Genomic DNA, 16,542 nt, shown 5'->3' with positions numbered 1-16,542 from the left:
ACACAGGTGACGCGCCCGCACGAATCGACAACAATGGCACGATAGGAACCCATCGGAGCGGCCCGTGGCTGAGACCCTCAAGAAATCCGGCGAGATCCAGGATGTCCTGGCCCAGGCCTGCGCCCGCCGGGAGCTCCTGATCCTGGCCACGCCCTACCTCCGCTTCGAATCCAGCTTCCTGGCCATCCAGAACGGGGAGCTGCACATCCTCGCCACCATGAGCCGCGAGGACGCCACCTTCGGCCTGCGGGCCCCGGACATCACCATCCGGTTCCCGGACGGCCTGGGCTTCTACGAGGCCCGGGTGGAGGTGCTCGGCCTGGGCATCCTGGACGGGCGGCGCACGGTGCGCCTCTCCCTGCCCCGGACCCTGGTGGAGAACGACCAGCGGGACTCGTACCGGGTGGAGCGGGTGGGCCGGGTCGTGGTCACCTACAGCACCGTCAAGGGGGACCTGCTCCAGGGGAGCCTCGTGGACATCAGCGCCACGGGGGCCAAGGTCCATGCCCAGCGGGACGTGGATCCCGCGACGATGGGCCCGGGCACCGTCCTGCTCCTGTCCATCCCCCTTTCCCCCGAGATCCAGATCGAGACCCGGGCCGAGGTGCGGCACCTGGGCGCGCGCACCCTCGGCCTGGCCTTTCGCCCGGCCCTTCCCGAGCGCACGGAACAGCCCCTTTCCCGGTGGATCTTCCTGCGCCGGGAGGAGGAGCGGGAGCGCCTGGCCCAGCGCCTCGAGCTGAACGAAAGGGCCGCCCAGCCCAAGCCCGCGGGGCCCACCGGCATCCTGCTGGTCAGTTCCGACCCGGCCCTGGAGACGGCCCTCCGGGAGGCCCTGGCCCCCGTGCAGCCCGTGATCCGCCTCCCCTACTCCGCCCAGGCCATCAAGGACGCCCTGGCCGCGGCCCCGCCCCTGGCCATCTTCCACGTGAGGGGCACCGGCCTCGACGAGCGCCGCCTCCTGAAGGCCCTGGTGGAACTGGCCCTGGCCAGGATCCCCGTCCTGCTCCTGGGCACCCAGGTGGACGGCTCGACCCTCTTCGAGCTTTCGGCGGAATGGAAGGCCTCCAGCGCCATCGTGTGGAACCCCTCCCGGGCGCTCTTCCTGCAGCGCCTGGCCCAGGGCATCATCCGGCGCCATTCCCACGGGGGCGACAGCCCCATGGCCCCCGCGGAGGCCTGAACCCGGTGTAGACTGCTCCCAAAAGCGGAGCCCCCATGACCCGGTTCACCTTCGATCGCCGCCGATTCCTGGGCCTCGCCCTGGCCACGGGCGCCGCCCTCGCCGCCCCCCCCCGGCGTTCCGCGCCCGGGGGCGTGGCCCTGGACGAAGCCACCCTGGACCAGATGGCCGAAGGCATGCGCACCGGGCGCTGGACCTCCGAAGGCCTGGCCAGGCACTACCTGGCCCGCATCCGCACCCTGGACCGCGCCAGCCTCCACGCCGTGCTGGAGGTCAACCCCGAGGCCCTGGACATCGCCCGGGCCCTGGACCGGGAGCGCAGGGAGAAGGGCCCCCGGGGCCCGCTCCACGGCATCCCGGTGCTGCTCAAGGACAACATCGACACCGGCGACCGCATGCAGACCACCGCGGGCTCCCTGGCCCTGGAGGGGGCCAAGGCCCCCGTGGACGCCCCCATCGTCGCGCGCCTTCGGGCCGCCGGCGCCCTGATCCTGGGCAAGACGAACCTCAGCGAATGGGCCAATCTGCGCTCCAGCCACTCCATCAGCGGCTGGAGCGGCCGGGGCGGCCTCACCCGGAACCCCTACGCCCTGGACCGCAACTGCTCCGGTTCCTCCTCCGGATCCGGCGCCGCCGTGGCCGCGTGCCTTTGCGCGGCGGCCGTGGGCACCGAGACCGACGGTTCCATCGTCAGCCCCGCCACCTCCTGCGGCATCGTGGGGCTCAAGCCCACCGTGGGGCTCCTGAGCCGCGCCGGCATCATCCCCCTCTCCCACACCCAGGACACCGCCGGTCCCATGACCCGCAAGGTGCGCGACGCCGCCATCCTCCTGGGCGCCATGGCCGGCCCCGACCCCCGGGACCCCGCCACCGCGGGCTGCAAGGCCTACCCCGACTACACCGTGTTCCTGGATGCCGGCGGCCTCAAGGGCGCGCGCCTGGGCGTCGCGCGCAATTTCTTCTCCGGCAACCGCGGCGTTCTGGAACTCATGGAGACCACCCTCAAGACCCTCACCGCCGCCGGCGCCGTGCTGGTGGACCCCGTGGACGTGCCCACCGCCGATTACGAGAAGCCCGAACTGGAGGCCATGCTCTACGAGTTCAAGGCCGGCCTCCGGGCCTACCTGCAGGGCCGGGGCGTCACGGGCCCCGTGGTGGACATGGCCTCCCTCATCGCCTTCAATGAGCGCATGAAGGCCAAGGAGATGCCCCTGTTCGGCCAGGAGCTCCTGTACGAGGCCCAGGCCAAGGGCCCCCTCACGGATTCCGCCTACCTCAAGGCCCTGGAAACCTGCCGCACCCTCTCCCGCGCGGGCATCGACGGCCCCATGGACACGCACCGCCTGGACGCCATCATCGCCCCCACCGGCACCCCCGCCTGGGTCACCGACCTGGTCAACGGCGACAACTACGGCACCAGCTGCGCCACCCCCGCCGCCGTGGCCGGGTACCCCCACCTCACGGTCCCCGCCGGGTTCGTGATGGGCCTGCCGGTGGGCCTGTCGTTCTTCGGCCGGGCCTGGAGCGAACCGGTGCTGCTCAAGCTGGGCTACGCCTTCGAGCAGGCCACGAAGGCCCGCCGGGCGCCAAAATACCTGCCGACGCTGGACCTCAGTTCTTCTTGAACTGCCTGTCGTAGGCTTCCTGGGCGTACTTGCTGGGCGGCACCCCGAAGCGCCGCTTGAAGGCGCGGGTGAAGGCGGATGCGTCGTAGAAGCCCAGGGATTCCGCCACGTCGAGGGGACGCTCGCCGTCGGAGAGGAGCTGCACGGCCCGCTGGAGGCGGCGCTCGATGAGGTACTGGTGGGGCGTGGTGCTGGTGGCTTCCCGGAAGAGGCGGATGAAGTGGTCCGGCGTGCAGCGGGCCAGCTTCGCCATTTCGGGGACGCTGTTGGGGGCGCCCAGGTGGGCCTCCATGTGGTCCAGCACCAGCTGGAGGGTGGAGCGGCTGAGGCGGTAGGGGAACCGGGCGCGGTCCTCCTTCTCGCACAGGCGGTTCAGCTCGGCGCCCAGCAGGATGAGGAAGAGCTCCCGGGTCATGAGCTGGAGGCCGTCGGGGTTGGAGATCTCCTGGCTGAAGATGCCGAAGAGCTGCTTGAGGCTCTGGCTGCGGAGCACCGCGAAGCTCTGCTCCTGCCACTTGCGGGGCGGGTGCTGGAGGATGGAGACCAGGGGCTCCGGGAAGGGGCCGTCCATCTGCAGGGCCGTGAAGCCGAAGGGGGAATCCGGGTGATGGCGCTTGAACGTGTGGCCGAAGCCCGGCATCAGGAGCGCGAGGCTGCCCCGGGGGATCACCCCCTCCTCGATGTCCTCGCCCGTGCAGACCCGGATGGGGCTGGTGGGCAGCATGAGGGTCCACGATTCGTTGGAGGGCATGGCCTTGGCCGGAATGGGATCCCGCTTGAGGATCACCAGGCGCAGCGGGCCGCTGGTGTGGGTTTGGACGTTCTTGGTGTCAGGACCGGTCATGGGCTTTTTCTTCAACACATGAAGAGGAAGGGTGGATGGACGGACCCGCTGGGAGCGCTGGGCCCTTCGGGCCAACCCCCGGGTTGTAGGCTTCGGAATTCAATCTTTTGAAAGCATATCCGCGATGCTTTTTAACAACCACAACATGCTTTTGTCCGATTGCAGAAAAACCGGGATTTTCCGGCGCGGGGGACCCGAAAGGCCCGGACACCCCCGGGTTCGGGGGGGGTGTCCGGGCCCTTCAGATCTCCGAAAGGCCTAGTAACCGACCTGAATGGAGCACATGAGGGTGTCGCCGCCCTGGGCGCCGGACTGGCCGGCGATGGAGCGGAGGAAGTTCTTGCTGCGGAGGATGTAGTCGATCTTCAGCTTGCCGTAGGTGTTCTTGGAGGGATTGAACACGTAGTTGTAGCCGAGGGTGGTCTCGGTGTACTTGGGCGAGAAGTCGCCGCCGGCGTTGAGGCCGGTGGTGGGCTTGTAGGGGTTGACCGCGCCGTAGTAGTCGTCGCCGGAGTTGTAGTTGAACATGTCGTAGCGGGCGCCGACCTGGTGGGCGCCCATCTTGTAGACGGCGGTGACGGCGTAGGCCTGGAACTTCTGGTCCAGGTGCTCGCGGCTGGGGGCGGCGGCGGCGGCGAAGAGGGTCGGGAAGCGGCGGCCCACGAGGCCCGTGGCGGCCTCGCCCAGCACGTGCCAGTTCTGGTTGTTGAAGGAGTAGAACAGGCCGGTGGCGGTGGTCTTGTCCCGGTTGTCCAGGAGCTGGGCGCTGGTGACGCCGGCGGCGGTCCAGTTGGCGGGCAAGGTGGCGGCCACCGTGGTGGAGGACTTCAGGTTGGTCTGGCCGGTGCGGTACCAGATGCCGAACTTGTGGGCGGGGGTGAAGCTGCCGTCGAAACGGAAGGTGTAGTCCTTCTGGGCGTTCTGGTCCACGGCGGTCTTGCCCGCGGTGCCGTCGTCGGTGGTGCCGTTGGAGATGGCGGCGGTGACGTTGCCCTTGAAGGCATCGGCCCTGCCGTAGCTGTAGGTGGCGATGACGCCGCGGTCGCGGCGCTCGCCCAGGAGGCGGCTGATCTGGGCCCGGTCGAAGAAGTAGATGTCCCGGGCCGACATCAGGGTGGATTCGTACGTGGTCGGCATCTTCATCTGGCCGAGCTTGGCGGTGAAGCCGGTGCCCTTGGGGGTCCAGGTGATGACCCAGTCCTGCAGCGCGACGCCGGAGTTGGTGGTGGCGGAGTTGGCGGCGGAGGAGGTGTTGGTCAGGCTGGGGTCGAACATGATGTAGCCGGCCCACTCGTCGTTGATCTTGTAGTTGCAGTAGATCTCGGCGCGCTTGATGTTGAAGGTGTTCTCGGTGAACCGGGAATCGAGGGCGTAGTAGTTGGCCACCACGTTCTGCGCCCCGTTGTTGCGCAGGTTGGTGTCCATCATCTGGGTGTACCAGAACTCGGTCAGGATGTTGACCTTGACGTCCTGGGCCTGGGCGGCGAATCCGGCGGCGGCGAGAACGGCGGCGATGCCGAAGGTGCGGGAAATCCTCATGGCTTGGCTCCTGTGAGGGGTTGGGGTGAAAGAACCCGTTGGACTGCGGAACGGCCCGAACCCAGGGCTCCGTGCCTGGACTGGAAACCGGGCCTTCGGTGATCGGGGTTGAGCATCTAGGAAGAAAGGAAACCACAAATCTTGACCAAAAGATCAAGAATCGCGCATTTTCACCCATCTTTTTCAGAATGGTTGACCACTTAAGTCGAGCTTACCGTTCAATTGCCATGCGGTACACATCGCTCGCGGGGAGGCCGAGGTGCCGGGCGAGGGGTTTGACCGCCTCCCGCAGGGTCATGCCCCCTTCCCGGGCGGCCTCCAGGTACCGCTGGGCCCACTCCGGGAGGCCGTCCAGGTCTTCGCCGGCTTCCAAATCTTCGGAAACGGTGCGCTTGGCATCGGCGCCCGCCATGACCAGCACCATCTCGCCCCGGCCCTCCGAACCCAGGGCCGCCTGCACCTGGGCGGGGGTGCCCCGGTACCAGGTTTCATGGAGCTTGGTAAGTTCCCGGCCCAGGGCGATCTCCCGGTCGGGAACCACCTCTTCCAGTTCTAGCAATGTTTCATGGATGCGATGGGGCGTTTCGAAGACCACCACCGTCTCCTCCTTGGCCGCCAGCCGGCGCAGGGCCGCCCTGCGGGGCTCGCTGCGGGAGGGGAGGTAGCCCCAGAAGCTGAAGGCGTGGCTGGGCAGGCCCGAGGCCACCACGGCCAGGGTCACCGCCGAAGGGCCCGGCAGCACCGTCACCCGGGCCCCGGCCTCCCGGGCCAGCCGCGCCAGTTCGAAGCCCGGGTCGTTCACGCCGGGCATGCCCGCGTCGGAGCAGTAGGCCACGGTGCGCCCCCCGGCCAGGGCCAGGGCCACCCGCTCCCGGGCTTCCAGGGGGGCGTGGTCGTCGAAGCGCGCCAGGGGCTTCTCGATCCCCAGGTGGGCCAGGAGCCCCCCGGTGCGCCGGGTGTCCTCGCAGGCCACCAGGTCGCATTGGGAAAGGGCTTCCCGTCCCCTTTCCGTCAGGTCCCCCAGGTTGCCGAGGGGGGTGGGCACGAGGATGAGATGTCCAGCCAAGGGGGCCTCCGGGGATATTCTGGCAGACTTGACCTTCTCCCACCGCCTGGACGCGCCCATGCCCCGGAAACCCGAACCCGTCACCCAAGCCCAGGCCCGGCGCCTCCTCCTGGCGGCCCAGGGCCTCCTGGGCCCGCCCCCGGCGGACCTGGACACCCTGATCCGGCAGCTGGGCTACGTGCAGATGGATTCCATCAACGTGGTGGAGCGGGCCCACCACCTCATCCTGGGCAGCCGCCTGGAAGGCTACGCCCCCGCGGATTTCGACGCCCTCTTCCTGGGCGAACGCCGCCTCTTCGAGCACTGGACCCACGACGCCTCGGCCATCCCCCTGGCCTGGTACCCCCACTGGAAGGTGCGCTTCCCCCGCAGCCGCGCGCGGATCCTCCAGAACGCCTGGTGGCGGGAGCGGGTGGGGGACAGGGTGGATGAGCTCCTGGACCTGGTGCTGGAGCGCATCCGCGCCGAGGGCCCCCTGCGCAGCGCCGATTTCGAGCACAAGCAGGACAAGGGCGCCAGCGCCTGGTGGGGCTGGAAGCCCCAGAAGGCCGCCCTGGAATTCCTGTGGCACGCCGGCGAACTGGCCGTGGCCCGGCGGGTGAACTTCCACAAGGTCTACGACCTCCCCGAGCGGGTCTTCCCCGCCGCCCACGCCCTGCCCGCCACCACCCTGGCCAAGCATCGCGAGTGGGCCTGCTCCACCGCCCTGGAGCGCCTGGGGGTGGCCACCCCCCGGGAGCTGGCCGCCTACTACGACGCCCTGGAACCCGCCGAAGCCGCCCGGTGGTGCGCCGCCGCCGCCAAGGCCGGCCGCGTCCGCCCCGTGGAGACCGAGGACGGCCGCCCGGCCTTCGCCGTGGAGGACTGGAAGGCCCGCCTCGCCGAGCCCTCCGACCGCACCGTCCTCCTCTGCCCCTTCGACCCCATCCTCCGGGACCGGGCCCGGGCCCTGCGCCTCTTCGATTTCGATTTCCGTTTCGAGGCCTTCGTCCCCGAGGCGAAGCGGCAGTACGGCTACTACGTCCTGCCCATCCTGGAGGGCGAGGCCCTGGTGGGCCGGCTGGATCCCAAGTTCCACCGGGACAAGGGCGTCCTGGAGATCAAGGGGCTCTGGTTCGAAAAGGGCATCCGCGCCACCCGGGCCCGCAAAGCCGCCGTATCCCGAGCCGCCGAGACCCTCGCCGCCCGCATCGGCGCCCGGGACGTGCAATGGACCGGGCCGGGCGCCATCTAGCCCAACCTTCCGACCCACCCCGTATAAAAAAAGCGGAAGTCCAATTTGGCGGCTCTTCGGGGAATGATCATCCCCTTCATCCGATTTCATCCCCGTTCCCGCAGGGTCAGTGTTGAGGTGGGTCGGCGCGCAGTTGACCCGCATTCGCCGACCCATCCCGGCTCTGGCCCTGCTGGAACAGGGATGAAATCGGATGAACAGGATGAAGGGGATCAGCCGTCGAACTCAGCCTGTTCCCGGCAGATGAGCCGCACCGTGGTTTTCATGGCCTGGCTATCTTGTGGCTTCTGGAGCGACGCTTGGGATGGGTCGGAACCTTGAACTAGAACGCCACCTGGAACGCCAGCACCACCGTGTCCCCGCCCTGCTCCGAGGTCTGCCCCGCGGAGGCGAGGGGCTTGAGGAAGTTCTTGCTGCGGAGGATGTAGTTCAGTTTCAGGTTCGCGGCCTTCACCTTGGCGGGGCTGAAGGCGTAGGTGTATCCCAGGGTGGTCTCGGTGAACTTGGGGCTGAGGTCCACGCCGGCGTTGATGTAGGGGCTGGCGGCGGCGTACCACTGGTCGCCGCTGTTGTAGTTGAGCAGGTCGTAGCGGGCCAGGACGGTGTGCGGGCCGAAGCTGTAGGCGCCGGTGAGGTAGTAGCCGGTGAACTTCTGGTCCAGGTGCTCGCGGCCCGCGGCGCCGGCCTGGGCGCCCACGGAGGGGCCGCGGCGGCCCAGGAGGCCCGTGAGGTACTCGGCGGACAGGTGCAGGGGGCCCGCCTTGTAGACGTAGAAGGCGCCCAGGTTGGTGGTCTTGTCCTTGTTGTCGAGCACCTGGGCGGCGGTGGGGGCGTTGGCGCCGGCGAAGGTCTTGGCCAGGAGGGCGCCCTTGTCGGTCTGGTCCGTGCTCCCCTGCAGGGTGTAGGCGCCGAAGGTGTGGGCGGAACCGACGTTGAAGTCCAGGCGCAGGACGAAGTCCTTGGCGGCGTTGGAATCGCCGGCCTTGCCCGAAGCCAGGTCCGACATGCCGTTGAAGGCGCCCAGGGAGACCCGGCCACCGAATTCCTTGGGGTCGCCGAAGGGCATGGCCACCACCAGGCCCCGGTCCCGCTTGTCCCCGAAGACCCGGCCCAGCTGGCTGCGCTCCGCGAACAGCAGCTCCGAGGAACTGACGTTGCCCTCGTAGGTCTGGAGGGTCTTGAACTGGCCCACCTTCACCTGCGCGCCCATGAAGGTGTAGGTGATGAAGACGTCCTGGAGGACCGTGGGGTTGTAGGAGCCGTTGCTGTTGGCGGCGTTGGCGGAGGTGGTGTTGATGGAGGGATCGATCATCACCTGGTACTCCACGCCGGGGAGGATGGGCCCCTTGAGGCTCAGCTCGGTGCGCCGGAGGTTGAAGCCGTTCTCCTTGAACTCGCTGCGGAGGTTGTAGTAGTTGCCCACGCCGTTGAGCCGGAGGTTGCTGTCCATCATCTGCGTGTACCACACCTGCACCAGTCCCCCCACCGTGGGGGCCTGGGCGGCTGCGGGGATCGTGGCCAGGGCGAGGGCCAGGGGCGCCATGCGCTTCATCATGTCTTCTCCATTACCGTAGGTCGGCAGGAGAAGGTTCCCAGGCGCGCGTTAAGGCTCCGTGAAATCCCTGGTCATTCTCGGGTCACGCGGAACCCGTCAGTAGCCTTCCCCGTCCGCGGCGGCCTCCACCTTGCCCCGGTGGATGCGGAAGAGCATGGCGAAGTAGGCGATGACGATGGGGAAGGCCAGCACCCACCACCTCAGCCCCGTGCGGAGGCCGTAGGCCCCGGCGTTGGCGTTGTGGGCGTCCAGGCTGAAGGCGGGGTCGAGGGTGCTCCGGAGCATCACGGGCCACACGCAGGCGGCGGTGGCCGCCAGGAGGCCCACGATGAAGGCGCCCGAACCCAGGAAGGCCGCCAGCGGGCGCCCCTTCGCGAGCCCCGCGGCCACCGTCCCCAGGCCCGCCAGGAACAGCGCCATGCCGGCCCAGGCCAGGGGCGCGTGGGGCAGCCGCGCGTAGACGTCGGGGTTCACCCGCGCGGTGGCGAAGGTGGCGGCCAGGGCCAGCACCGCCACGACCGCCCACAGGGGCCGCGCCGCGGCCATGCACCGGCGGTGCACGGCGCCCGAGGTCTTCCAGGCCAGGAAGAGCGCCCCGTGGGCCGTGAGGGTGGCCAGCACCAGGAGGCCCGTGAGGAGCGTGTACCAGTCCAGGATCCCCACCGGGTTCCCCACCCCCCAGTGGGTGAAGAGGGGGATGTTGAAGAAGCCCGAGCCGTCCAGGGGCACCCCCCGCACCACGTTGCCCAGGGCCGCGCCCAGGAGCACCGGCATGAGGGCGCTGGCCAGGGCGAAGGCCCCGTCCCAGAAGGCCCGCCAGAGCCGGTCCGCCACGTGGGAGCGGAACTCGATGGAGATGCCCCGGATGATCAGGGTCCAGATCACCATGAACATGGCCAGGTAGAACCCCGAGAAGCCCGCCGCCAGGACCCTGGGGAAGCCCAGGAAGAGCAGGCCCCCGCCGGCCAGGAGCCAGACCTCGTTGCCGTCCCAAAGGGGACCGATGGCCGCCAGCACCTCCCGGCGCTCCCGGTCGTCGCGCGCCACGAAGAGATGCAGGGCCCCCGCGCCGAAATCGAAGCCGTCCATGACGGCGTAGAGCGCCACCACCACCGAAACCATCCAGAACCAGAGCATTTCCATGACCGTCTCCTCAGTGGGCTTCGGGGCCGTTGGCCACTTCCCGGGCCACCAGGAAGAGGTAGAGCAGGCCCAGCACCAGGTAGAGCCCGGCGAAGCCCAGGGTCGTGAACACCGTCTGGCCCGGGTGCACCAGCGCCGAGGTGCCCGAGGCCGTCCTCAGGAGCCCGAACACCAGCCAGGGCTGGCGCCCCAGTTCGGCCACCATCCACCCGGCGGAATTGGCGATGAAGGGGAAGGGGAAGGCCAGCATGAGGCACCACAGCAGCGGCCGCGCGCGCTCCAGGCGCCCCTTCCACAGGAGGAGCGCCGCAAGGCCCATGAGTCCGATGAAGAGCGTGCCCAGGCCCACCATGATGTGGAAGCCGTAGTAGAGCAGCTCCAGCTCCGTCGGCCAGGTGTCCCGGGGGAAGTCATCCAGGCCCTTCACGTCGCTGGAGAAGGAGCCGTAGGCGATGAAGCTCAGGACGCCAGGGAGGCGCACCGGATTGTCCAGGCGCTGCCGGGCCACGTCCGGCTGGCCGATGAGGTTCACTTCCGCGTAGCGCCCGCTCTGCCAGCGCCCCTCCATGGCCGCCAGGGCGACGGGCTGGTGGCGCGCCACCTGCTTGCCCTGGAGGTCCCCGGTGGGAAAGGCCGCCGCGCAGGCCCCGATGAAGCCCGCCAGCACCCCGGCCTTGAGGTAGAGCCGCGCCTGGGCCCCGTGGATCCCCTGCAGGGTCCAGAAGGCCCCCACCGCCGCCACCACGAAGGCGCCGGTCACCACCGCGCCGGTCATGGTGTGGGCGTACTGCACCAGGGCCCAGGGATTGAAGAGGAAGGCCCCGAAGTGCTCCAGCCCCAGGGTCCCGTCCGCCAGCACCCGGTGGCCCACCGGGTGCTGCATGAAGGCGTTGGTGGCCACGATGAAGTAGCCCGAGAGCCAGCTCCCCAGGAACAGGGCCAGGGCGGCCGCCGCGTGGAGCCGCGGGCCCAGTTTCTTCTCGCCCCACACCAGGAGGCCCAGGAAGGTGCTCTCCAGGAAGAAGGCGAACATGCCCTCCATGGCCAGGGTCTGGCCGATGACGCCGCCGGCGTCCCGGGAAAACCGCGCCCAGTTGGTTCCGAACTGGAATTCCAGCGGGATCCCCGTCACCACGCCCACCCCGAAGGTCAGGCCGAAGATGCGGATCCAGAACCGGGCGGCCTCGTTGAACCGCTCCTCCCCCCGGTACAGGGCCAGCCCCTTGAAGACCAGGATCAGGAGCGCCAGCCCCATGGTCAGCTGGGGAAACAGGTAGTGGAAGGTCGCCGTGAACCCGAACTGGAACCGGTGCCAGAAGAGAAGACCATCCATGTCAATACCCCACGCCCAATGTTGCGACCTGGAAATAGTAGACCGGGTTGCTTGGTTTCGACAAGCTGGGCGCTAACATCGTATTATGAGGCCAGGCGCCTGTGCGCCTGTTCCGGAGTCCGCATGGCCTACGCAGGCGAATTGGCAGCCCTGGCGACGTCCCTTTGCTGGGCCTTCAATTCGGTGTGCTTCACCGTGGCGGGCCGCCGGGTGGGATCCCAGGCGGTGAACGCGTCCCGGCTCTTCATGGCCCTGGCCATGCTGGTCCTGTTCCACCTGGCGGCCTTCGGCACGGCCTTCCCCTTCAACGCCGGCGCCCACCGCCTGGTGCCCCTGGCCATCTCCGGCCTCATCGGGTTCGCCGTGGGGGACGCCCTGCTCTTCGAGGCCTTCCTGCTCCTGGGGGCCCGGGTGGCCATGCTCCTCATGACTCTTTCGCCCGTCTTCAGCGCCATCCTGGCCCGGATCTTCCTGGCCCAGTCCCTGGGGCTCCCCAAGGTCGCGGCCATCCTGGCCACCCTGGCCGGCATCGCCTGGGTGGTGGGGGAGGGCCACGGGGAAAGCGAGCGGCCGAAGCACGCCGCCCTGGGCGTCCTCCTGGGCGTCGGTGGCGCCCTGGGCCAGTCCGTGGGCCTCATCCTTTCGGAAATGGGCATGCGGGGCGGCTTCCATCCGGTGTCGGCCAACCTGGTGCGGGTGGTGGCGGGCACCGTGGCCATAAGTGTCTGGTTCCTTTTCCGGGGCCAGTTCCTGGACCACGCCCGGCGCATGAAGGACGTGAAAGCCACGTCCTACATCTTCGCGGGGGCCATCACGGGGCCGGTCATCGGCGTCGTGCTGTCCCTGTATGCGATAACCCACACATCCATGGGCGTGGCCGCGACGCTCATGTCCCTGTCCCCCGTCCTGCTCCTCCCCATTTCCATGGGCGTCTTCAAGGAGCGGATCTCGCCCAGGGCGTGGGCTGGCACCGTGCTATCGATCGCAGGAGCGGCCGCGCTCTTCTGGATTTAAGAAAATCAACTCCTGAATCCCGGAGGATTTCCGATACCTTAATCGGGAATCCCTTTCTCAGGAGAATACCTTGAAGTTACTGCAAAAGCTCAGGCATAGCCTCTATCTCCAGGTCATCATCGCTGTGCTCGTCGGGGCCTGGCTGGGATATTTCCGTCCGGAGTTCGCGGCTTCCATGCGTCCCCTGGGGGAGGGCTTCATCAAGCTGGTGAAGATGCTCATCGCGCCCATCATCTTCCTCACGGTGGTGCTGGGCATCGCCAAGATGGGCGACATGAAGAAGGTGGGCCGCGTGGGCGGCAAGGGCCTCCTGTACTTCGAGGTGCTCACCACCATCGCCCTGGCCATCGGGCTCATGATCGCCAACTTCGTCAGGCCCGGGGCCGGCATGAACATCAACCCGGCCACCCTGGACGCCAAGGCCATCTCGGCCTACACCCACGGCCCGCACCTCTCCACCGTGGACTTCATCATGAACATCATCCCCAAGGACGTGGCCGACGCCTTCGCCAAGGGAGACATCCTCCAGATACTGCTCTTCGCCATGCTCTTCGGCAGCGCCCTGGCCTTCGTCAAGGACGACGGCATCCCCGTCATGAAGTTCCTGGACGGCCTCAACAAGGTCTTTTTCCGCCTCGTGGCCATGGTCATGCGCCTGGCCCCCATCGGGGCCTTCGGCGCCATGGCCTTCACCGTGGGCAAGTACGGCCTCCACTCCCTGGTGAGCCTGGGCAAGCTCATCGCGTGCTTCTACGCCACCAGCCTCCTGTTCGTCATCCTCGTGCTGGGCTCGGTCATGCGCTACTCGGGCCTGAACATCTTCAAGTTCCTGCGCTACATCCGCGAGGAGATCCTCATCGTGCTGGGCACCTCCTCCTCGGAGAGCGCGCTGCCCCTCATGATGGAGAAGATGGAGCGCCTGGGCTGCTCCAAGTCCGTGGTGGGCATGGTCATCCCCATGGGCTACTCCTTCAACCTGGACGGCACCTCCATCTACCTCACCCTGGCGGCGCTCTTCATCGCCCAGGCCACCAACACCCACGTCACCCTCACCCAGCAGCTCTACATCCTGGCCATCCTGCTGCTCACCTCCAAGGGCGCCGCGGCCGTCACGGGCGGGGGCTTCATCACCCTGGCGGCCACCCTCTCCGTGGTGGGCAACATCCCCGTGGCGGGCCTGGCCCTGCTGCTGGGCATCGACCGCTTCATGAGCGAGGCCCGGGCCATCACCAACCTCATCGGCAACGGCGTGGCCTCCGTGGCCGTGTCCAAGTGGGAGGGCGAGCTGGACCTGGACCGGGCCAACTACTTCCTGGACAACCCCCGGGTCGTGGAGGAGGAGGAGTACCAGCTCTCCCGCGTCCCGGCGCAGCCCGGGGTGAACTACGAGGGGTAGAAGCTCTTGAGGGTCTGGTCCAGGGCCTGGATCACCGCCAGGATGCGGAAGGGATCCACCGGCAGGAAGTCCACGGCCCCGAAGCCCAGGGCCCGGTTCCGCTTGAGGGCGGCGTCCTCCTCGGGACCGGCCACCAGGACCGGCACCGGGCAGCGCTCGTCCTTGATGAGCTTGGCGGCCAGCTCCATGCCGCTCATGGCGCGCAGCCGCTGGTGGACCACCACCAGCTTCACCCGCCCCCAGGCGCCGTCCTCCACCCCCAGGGGCTTGACCAGGGGCCGCACCTCGCCCCGGGCGAAATCCAGCCCGGCCACCCCGAACTTCCGGCCCACGGCCTCGGCCATGCGCACCGAGAAGGGGGGTTCGCTGATGACCAGCACCAGGGGATCCCGGTCCGAAAGCACCTGGAGGGTGGGGCCCGACCTCTGGACCCCCGCCTTGGACCGGTCGGCCCGGAGGCCCCGGGACTGGAAGAGCTCCCGGTCCTTGCGGGCCTGGGCGGCCATGGCCTCCTCCAGCCAGTTCCGGTAGGTCCGGAGCGCGGGCGCGTCGTGCTTTTCCGTGAAGCGGATGCCCACGACCCCTTCCTCGATGGTGTCGCACACGGCCTTGAGGATGAACTTGGTGTCCGGGTCCACGGCCAGCTCCAGGGTGGTGGGGGTGTCCACCTTGAGCTGGCCCTCCTTCACCGCCCCGCTGCCGTAGAGGGGCAGCAGCAGGCCGTCCTGCCCCAGGGCCCGCACGCGGGCGTCGCAGAAGTCATTGGTGGGGCTCGTGAACACCGCGGCGACGTCCTTCTCCGGGAGGTAGTCCGAAAGCCCGCGGTAGTCCCGGCCCTTGAGGCTGCGGGGCTGCTCCAGGTGGACGCAGTCCGAGCCCTCCAGCTGCCCGAAGCCGGCCACCTCCACCGTGCCCTGGAACTTGCGGCCCCGGTCCAGGACGGCCATGCGGTAGTGGTCCCCGACGTTCATGTTCCACTTGGCGCGCTCGGCCCCGGTGATGCCCACCAGGATCCGCCCCTCCACCTCCTCGAAGATGGGGAAGGTCCAGTCCCGGCCCTCCACCTTCATCGTGATATCGCCACCGGAGCGGCACAGCCGCTGGAAGACCATCCGGATGGCCGCTCTGTCGTCGAGTTGGAAGAATTCCGCTGGCATGCGGTGATTATGTGGTGGGCGTGGGAAAACTCAATAACCAAGTACTTGATCCACCGCCGCATAGGGGTCCATGGACCGGTCGGCGATCGCCTGGATGACCGCTTCCACCCGGGGGGATCCCGCCCGGGCCCGGGCCCTTCGGGACGCTTCTTCCGCCAGCAGGGCGTCGAAGCGGATGCGGGCCCGCTCCCGGGCCTTGGCCTGGAAGCCGCCGTGGGCCTTCAACCAGGCCCCGTGCTCCCGGGTCTTCCCCAGCAGCTCCGCGATGCCCTCCCCCTGGGAGGCCACGGTGCGCAGGGCCGGGGGGTCCCAGGCCTTCACGGAGCCCAGGGACTTCATGGCCTGGATCTCCATCTCCACCTTTTCCACCCCGTCCCGGTCCGCCTTGTTGACGATGAAGATGTCCGCCACCTCCATGATGCCGGCCTTGATGGCCTGGATCTCGTCGCCCATGCCCGGCACCAGGACCACGCAGCAGGTCTCCACGCAGCTCACCACGTCCACCTCGTCCTGGCCCACGCCCACCGTCTCCACGATCACCACGTCCCACCCCGCGGCGTCCAGCAGGTCGATGGCGTCCTGGGTGGCCCGGGCCAGGCCCCCCAGGGCCCCCCGGGTGGCCATGGAGCGGATGAAGACGCCCGGGTCGGCCGCGATGCGCCCCATGCGGATGCGGTCCCCCAGGATGGCCCCCCCGCTGAAGGGGGAGGTGGGGTCCACCGCGAGGATCCCCACCCGCTTGCCCTCGGCCCGCAGGGCCCGGGCCAGCTGGTCCGTGAGGGTCGATTTCCCGCTTCCCGGGGCCCCGGTGAGCCCGATGACCATGGCCCGCCCCAGGTGGGGCCAGACGCTGGCCATGAGGCTCCTGGCCTCGGCGTGGCCGTTCTCCATCCAGGAAATGGCCCGGGCCAGGGCCCTGGGGTTGCCGTCCAGGAGGGGTCGCAGGAGCCGGGAAGCGTTTTCCATGGCTCCAGGATGCCATCGCCCGCCCCGGGGGGGAGCCCATAGAGATGTTATGATTTCAACGGAAGCCCGTCACCCGAAGAGCAGAAGATGACCCCACGACTCCCCGCCCAGCCCAATCCCCCCCCCGCCGAGCCGGCCTCCCCCGGCGTCGTGAAGATCCAGAAGCGCGAGGCCAAGCCCGCCGTCACCACCCGCGAGAAGGTCTGCGCCACCTGCGGGCGCACCTTCCGGCTGTCGCCGGACGAGAAGTTCTTCAATTGCCCCCACTGCTACAAGAAGACGCTCCCGGCGCGCAAGCCCGCGCGCAAGAACGAAGCCCAGATCCTCACCCAGATCACCTGCGTGGAATGCGGAACCCAGGAATACGTGGATTTCGTCCCCACCGATCCCGCCGCGGCCTTCTGCGCGTCCTGCTTTTCCAGGCGGAAGCGGGAACTTCAGGCCCAGAAGCCTCACACTGAACGGCGATAGCCCTCATCCGGAGTTG

The 16,542-nt window shown here is 68.6% G+C and carries 14 protein-coding genes; 6 read left to right on the top strand and 8 right to left on the bottom strand.

Annotated elements, in window-relative coordinates; translation table 11 throughout:
* Positions 1 to 64: 64 nt before the first annotated feature.
* Together R2J76_RS02775 and R2J76_RS02770 are read left to right on the top strand one after the other, a co-directional pair.
* Positions 65 to 1,183 (top strand): PilZ domain-containing protein, encoded by a 1,119-nt coding sequence (locus tag R2J76_RS02775; RefSeq protein WP_316414255.1) that lies wholly within the window; start codon positions 65 to 67, stop codon positions 1,181 to 1,183.
* 35 nt (positions 1,184 to 1,218) lie between these two features.
* Positions 1,219 to 2,808 carry an amidase gene (locus R2J76_RS02770; RefSeq protein ID WP_316414254.1) on the top strand — a complete coding sequence of 530 codons (1,590 nt, stop codon included), beginning with the start codon at positions 1,219 to 1,221 and terminating at the stop codon, positions 2,806 to 2,808.
* On the opposite strand, the gene R2J76_RS02765 is transcribed toward R2J76_RS02770, so the two are convergent.
* The 3 genes from R2J76_RS02765 to rsmI all read right to left on the bottom strand — a co-directional run bounded on the left by R2J76_RS02765 (position 2,795) and on the right by rsmI (position 6,257).
* Positions 2,795 to 3,652, bottom strand: coding sequence for an AraC family transcriptional regulator (locus tag R2J76_RS02765; protein ID WP_316414253.1), 858 nt, complete (start codon positions 3,650 to 3,652; stop codon positions 2,795 to 2,797). The two genes, R2J76_RS02770 and R2J76_RS02765, sit on opposite strands and share 14 nt — an antisense overlap.
* A gap of 258 nt (positions 3,653 to 3,910) precedes the next feature.
* On the bottom strand, positions 3,911 to 5,191 hold the full coding sequence (locus R2J76_RS02760) for a hypothetical protein (protein ID WP_316414252.1): 1,281 nt from the start codon (positions 5,189 to 5,191) through the stop codon (positions 3,911 to 3,913).
* Positions 5,192 to 5,402: 211 nt separating this feature from the next.
* Positions 5,403 to 6,257: a 16S rRNA (cytidine(1402)-2'-O)-methyltransferase gene (rsmI, locus tag R2J76_RS02755; RefSeq protein WP_316414251.1), complete on the bottom strand. Its 855-nt coding sequence runs from the start codon at positions 6,255 to 6,257 to the stop codon at positions 5,403 to 5,405.
* A gap of 58 nt (positions 6,258 to 6,315) precedes the next feature.
* Here rsmI and R2J76_RS02750 point away from each other — a divergent pair, with 58 nt between their 5' ends.
* Positions 6,316 to 7,491: a winged helix-turn-helix domain-containing protein gene (locus R2J76_RS02750; RefSeq protein ID WP_316414250.1), complete on the top strand. Its 1,176-nt coding sequence runs from the start codon at positions 6,316 to 6,318 to the stop codon at positions 7,489 to 7,491.
* Between the two features lie 322 nt (positions 7,492 to 7,813).
* On the opposite strand, the gene R2J76_RS02745 is transcribed toward R2J76_RS02750, so the two are convergent.
* From R2J76_RS02745 to R2J76_RS02735, 3 genes are all read right to left on the bottom strand, one after another.
* On the bottom strand, positions 7,814 to 9,046 hold the full coding sequence (locus tag R2J76_RS02745) for a porin (RefSeq protein WP_316414249.1): 1,233 nt from the start codon (positions 9,044 to 9,046) through the stop codon (positions 7,814 to 7,816).
* A 96-nt stretch (positions 9,047 to 9,142) separates the two neighbouring features.
* Positions 9,143 to 10,189, bottom strand: a complete 1,047-nt coding sequence (gene cydB, locus R2J76_RS02740; RefSeq protein ID WP_316414248.1) for a cytochrome d ubiquinol oxidase subunit II — start codon at positions 10,187 to 10,189, stop codon at positions 9,143 to 9,145.
* Positions 10,190 to 10,199: 10 nt separating this feature from the next.
* Positions 10,200 to 11,522, bottom strand: a complete 1,323-nt coding sequence (locus R2J76_RS02735; RefSeq protein ID WP_316414247.1) for a cytochrome ubiquinol oxidase subunit I — start codon at positions 11,520 to 11,522, stop codon at positions 10,200 to 10,202.
* Between the two features lie 123 nt (positions 11,523 to 11,645).
* Between R2J76_RS02735 and R2J76_RS02730 the strand changes: the two genes are divergently transcribed.
* On the top strand, positions 11,646 to 12,536 hold the full coding sequence (locus R2J76_RS02730; protein WP_316414246.1) for a DMT family transporter: 891 nt from the start codon (positions 11,646 to 11,648) through the stop codon (positions 12,534 to 12,536).
* A 79-nt stretch (positions 12,537 to 12,615) separates the two neighbouring features.
* Positions 12,616 to 13,932: a dicarboxylate/amino acid:cation symporter gene (locus R2J76_RS02725; protein ID WP_394366817.1), complete on the top strand. Its 1,317-nt coding sequence runs from the start codon at positions 12,616 to 12,618 to the stop codon at positions 13,930 to 13,932.
* On the opposite strand, the gene R2J76_RS02720 is transcribed toward R2J76_RS02725, so the two are convergent.
* Both R2J76_RS02720 and meaB read right to left on the bottom strand, forming a co-directional pair.
* Positions 13,920 to 15,089 carry a response regulator gene (locus R2J76_RS02720; RefSeq protein ID WP_316414244.1) on the bottom strand — a complete coding sequence of 390 codons (1,170 nt, stop codon included), beginning with the start codon at positions 15,087 to 15,089 and terminating at the stop codon, positions 13,920 to 13,922. The two genes, R2J76_RS02725 and R2J76_RS02720, sit on opposite strands and share 13 nt — an antisense overlap.
* A gap of 30 nt (positions 15,090 to 15,119) precedes the next feature.
* The gene (gene meaB / locus R2J76_RS02715; protein ID WP_316414243.1) at positions 15,120 to 16,055 is read right to left on the bottom strand and encodes a methylmalonyl Co-A mutase-associated GTPase MeaB; all 936 of its coding nucleotides are present in this window, start codon (positions 16,053 to 16,055) and stop codon (positions 15,120 to 15,122) included.
* Positions 16,056 to 16,142: 87 nt separating this feature from the next.
* Between meaB and R2J76_RS02710 the strand changes: the two genes are divergently transcribed.
* Positions 16,143 to 16,526, top strand: coding sequence for a hypothetical protein (locus R2J76_RS02710; RefSeq protein WP_316414242.1), 384 nt, complete (start codon positions 16,143 to 16,145; stop codon positions 16,524 to 16,526).
* Positions 16,527 to 16,542 lie beyond the last annotated feature (16 nt).

This window comes from Mesoterricola silvestris (assembly GCF_030295405.1).
GTDB classification, from domain to species: Bacteria; Acidobacteriota; Holophagae; order Holophagales; family Holophagaceae; genus Mesoterricola; species Mesoterricola silvestris.
The sequence above is the reverse complement of the archived record's forward strand: the minus strand, read 5'-3'. Positions and strand labels throughout refer to the sequence as shown.

Bases quoted from the DNA above. Each gene is read 5' to 3' on its own strand.
- R2J76_RS02770 (WP_316414254.1), top strand. From the start codon at position 1,219: ATGACCCGGTTCACCTTCGATCGCCGCCGATTCCTGGGCCTCGCCCTG.
- R2J76_RS02765 (WP_316414253.1), bottom strand. From the start codon at position 3,652: ATGACCGGTCCTGACACCAAGAACGTCCAAACCCACACCAGCGGCCCG.
- R2J76_RS02760 (WP_316414252.1), bottom strand. From the start codon at position 5,191: ATGAGGATTTCCCGCACCTTCGGCATCGCCGCCGTTCTCGCCGCCGCC.
- R2J76_RS02750 (WP_316414250.1), top strand. From the start codon at position 6,316: ATGCCCCGGAAACCCGAACCCGTCACCCAAGCCCAGGCCCGGCGCCTC.
- R2J76_RS02745 (WP_316414249.1), bottom strand. From the start codon at position 9,046: ATGATGAAGCGCATGGCGCCCCTGGCCCTCGCCCTGGCCACGATCCCC.
- cydB (WP_316414248.1), bottom strand. From the start codon at position 10,189: ATGGAAATGCTCTGGTTCTGGATGGTTTCGGTGGTGGTGGCGCTCTAC.
- R2J76_RS02735 (WP_316414247.1), bottom strand. From the start codon at position 11,522: ATGGATGGTCTTCTCTTCTGGCACCGGTTCCAGTTCGGGTTCACGGCG.
- R2J76_RS02730 (WP_316414246.1), top strand. From the start codon at position 11,646: ATGGCCTACGCAGGCGAATTGGCAGCCCTGGCGACGTCCCTTTGCTGG.
- R2J76_RS02720 (WP_316414244.1), bottom strand. From the start codon at position 15,089: ATGCCAGCGGAATTCTTCCAACTCGACGACAGAGCGGCCATCCGGATG.
- meaB (WP_316414243.1), bottom strand. From the start codon at position 16,055: ATGGAAAACGCTTCCCGGCTCCTGCGACCCCTCCTGGACGGCAACCCC.
- R2J76_RS02710 (WP_316414242.1), top strand. From the start codon at position 16,143: ATGACCCCACGACTCCCCGCCCAGCCCAATCCCCCCCCCGCCGAGCCG.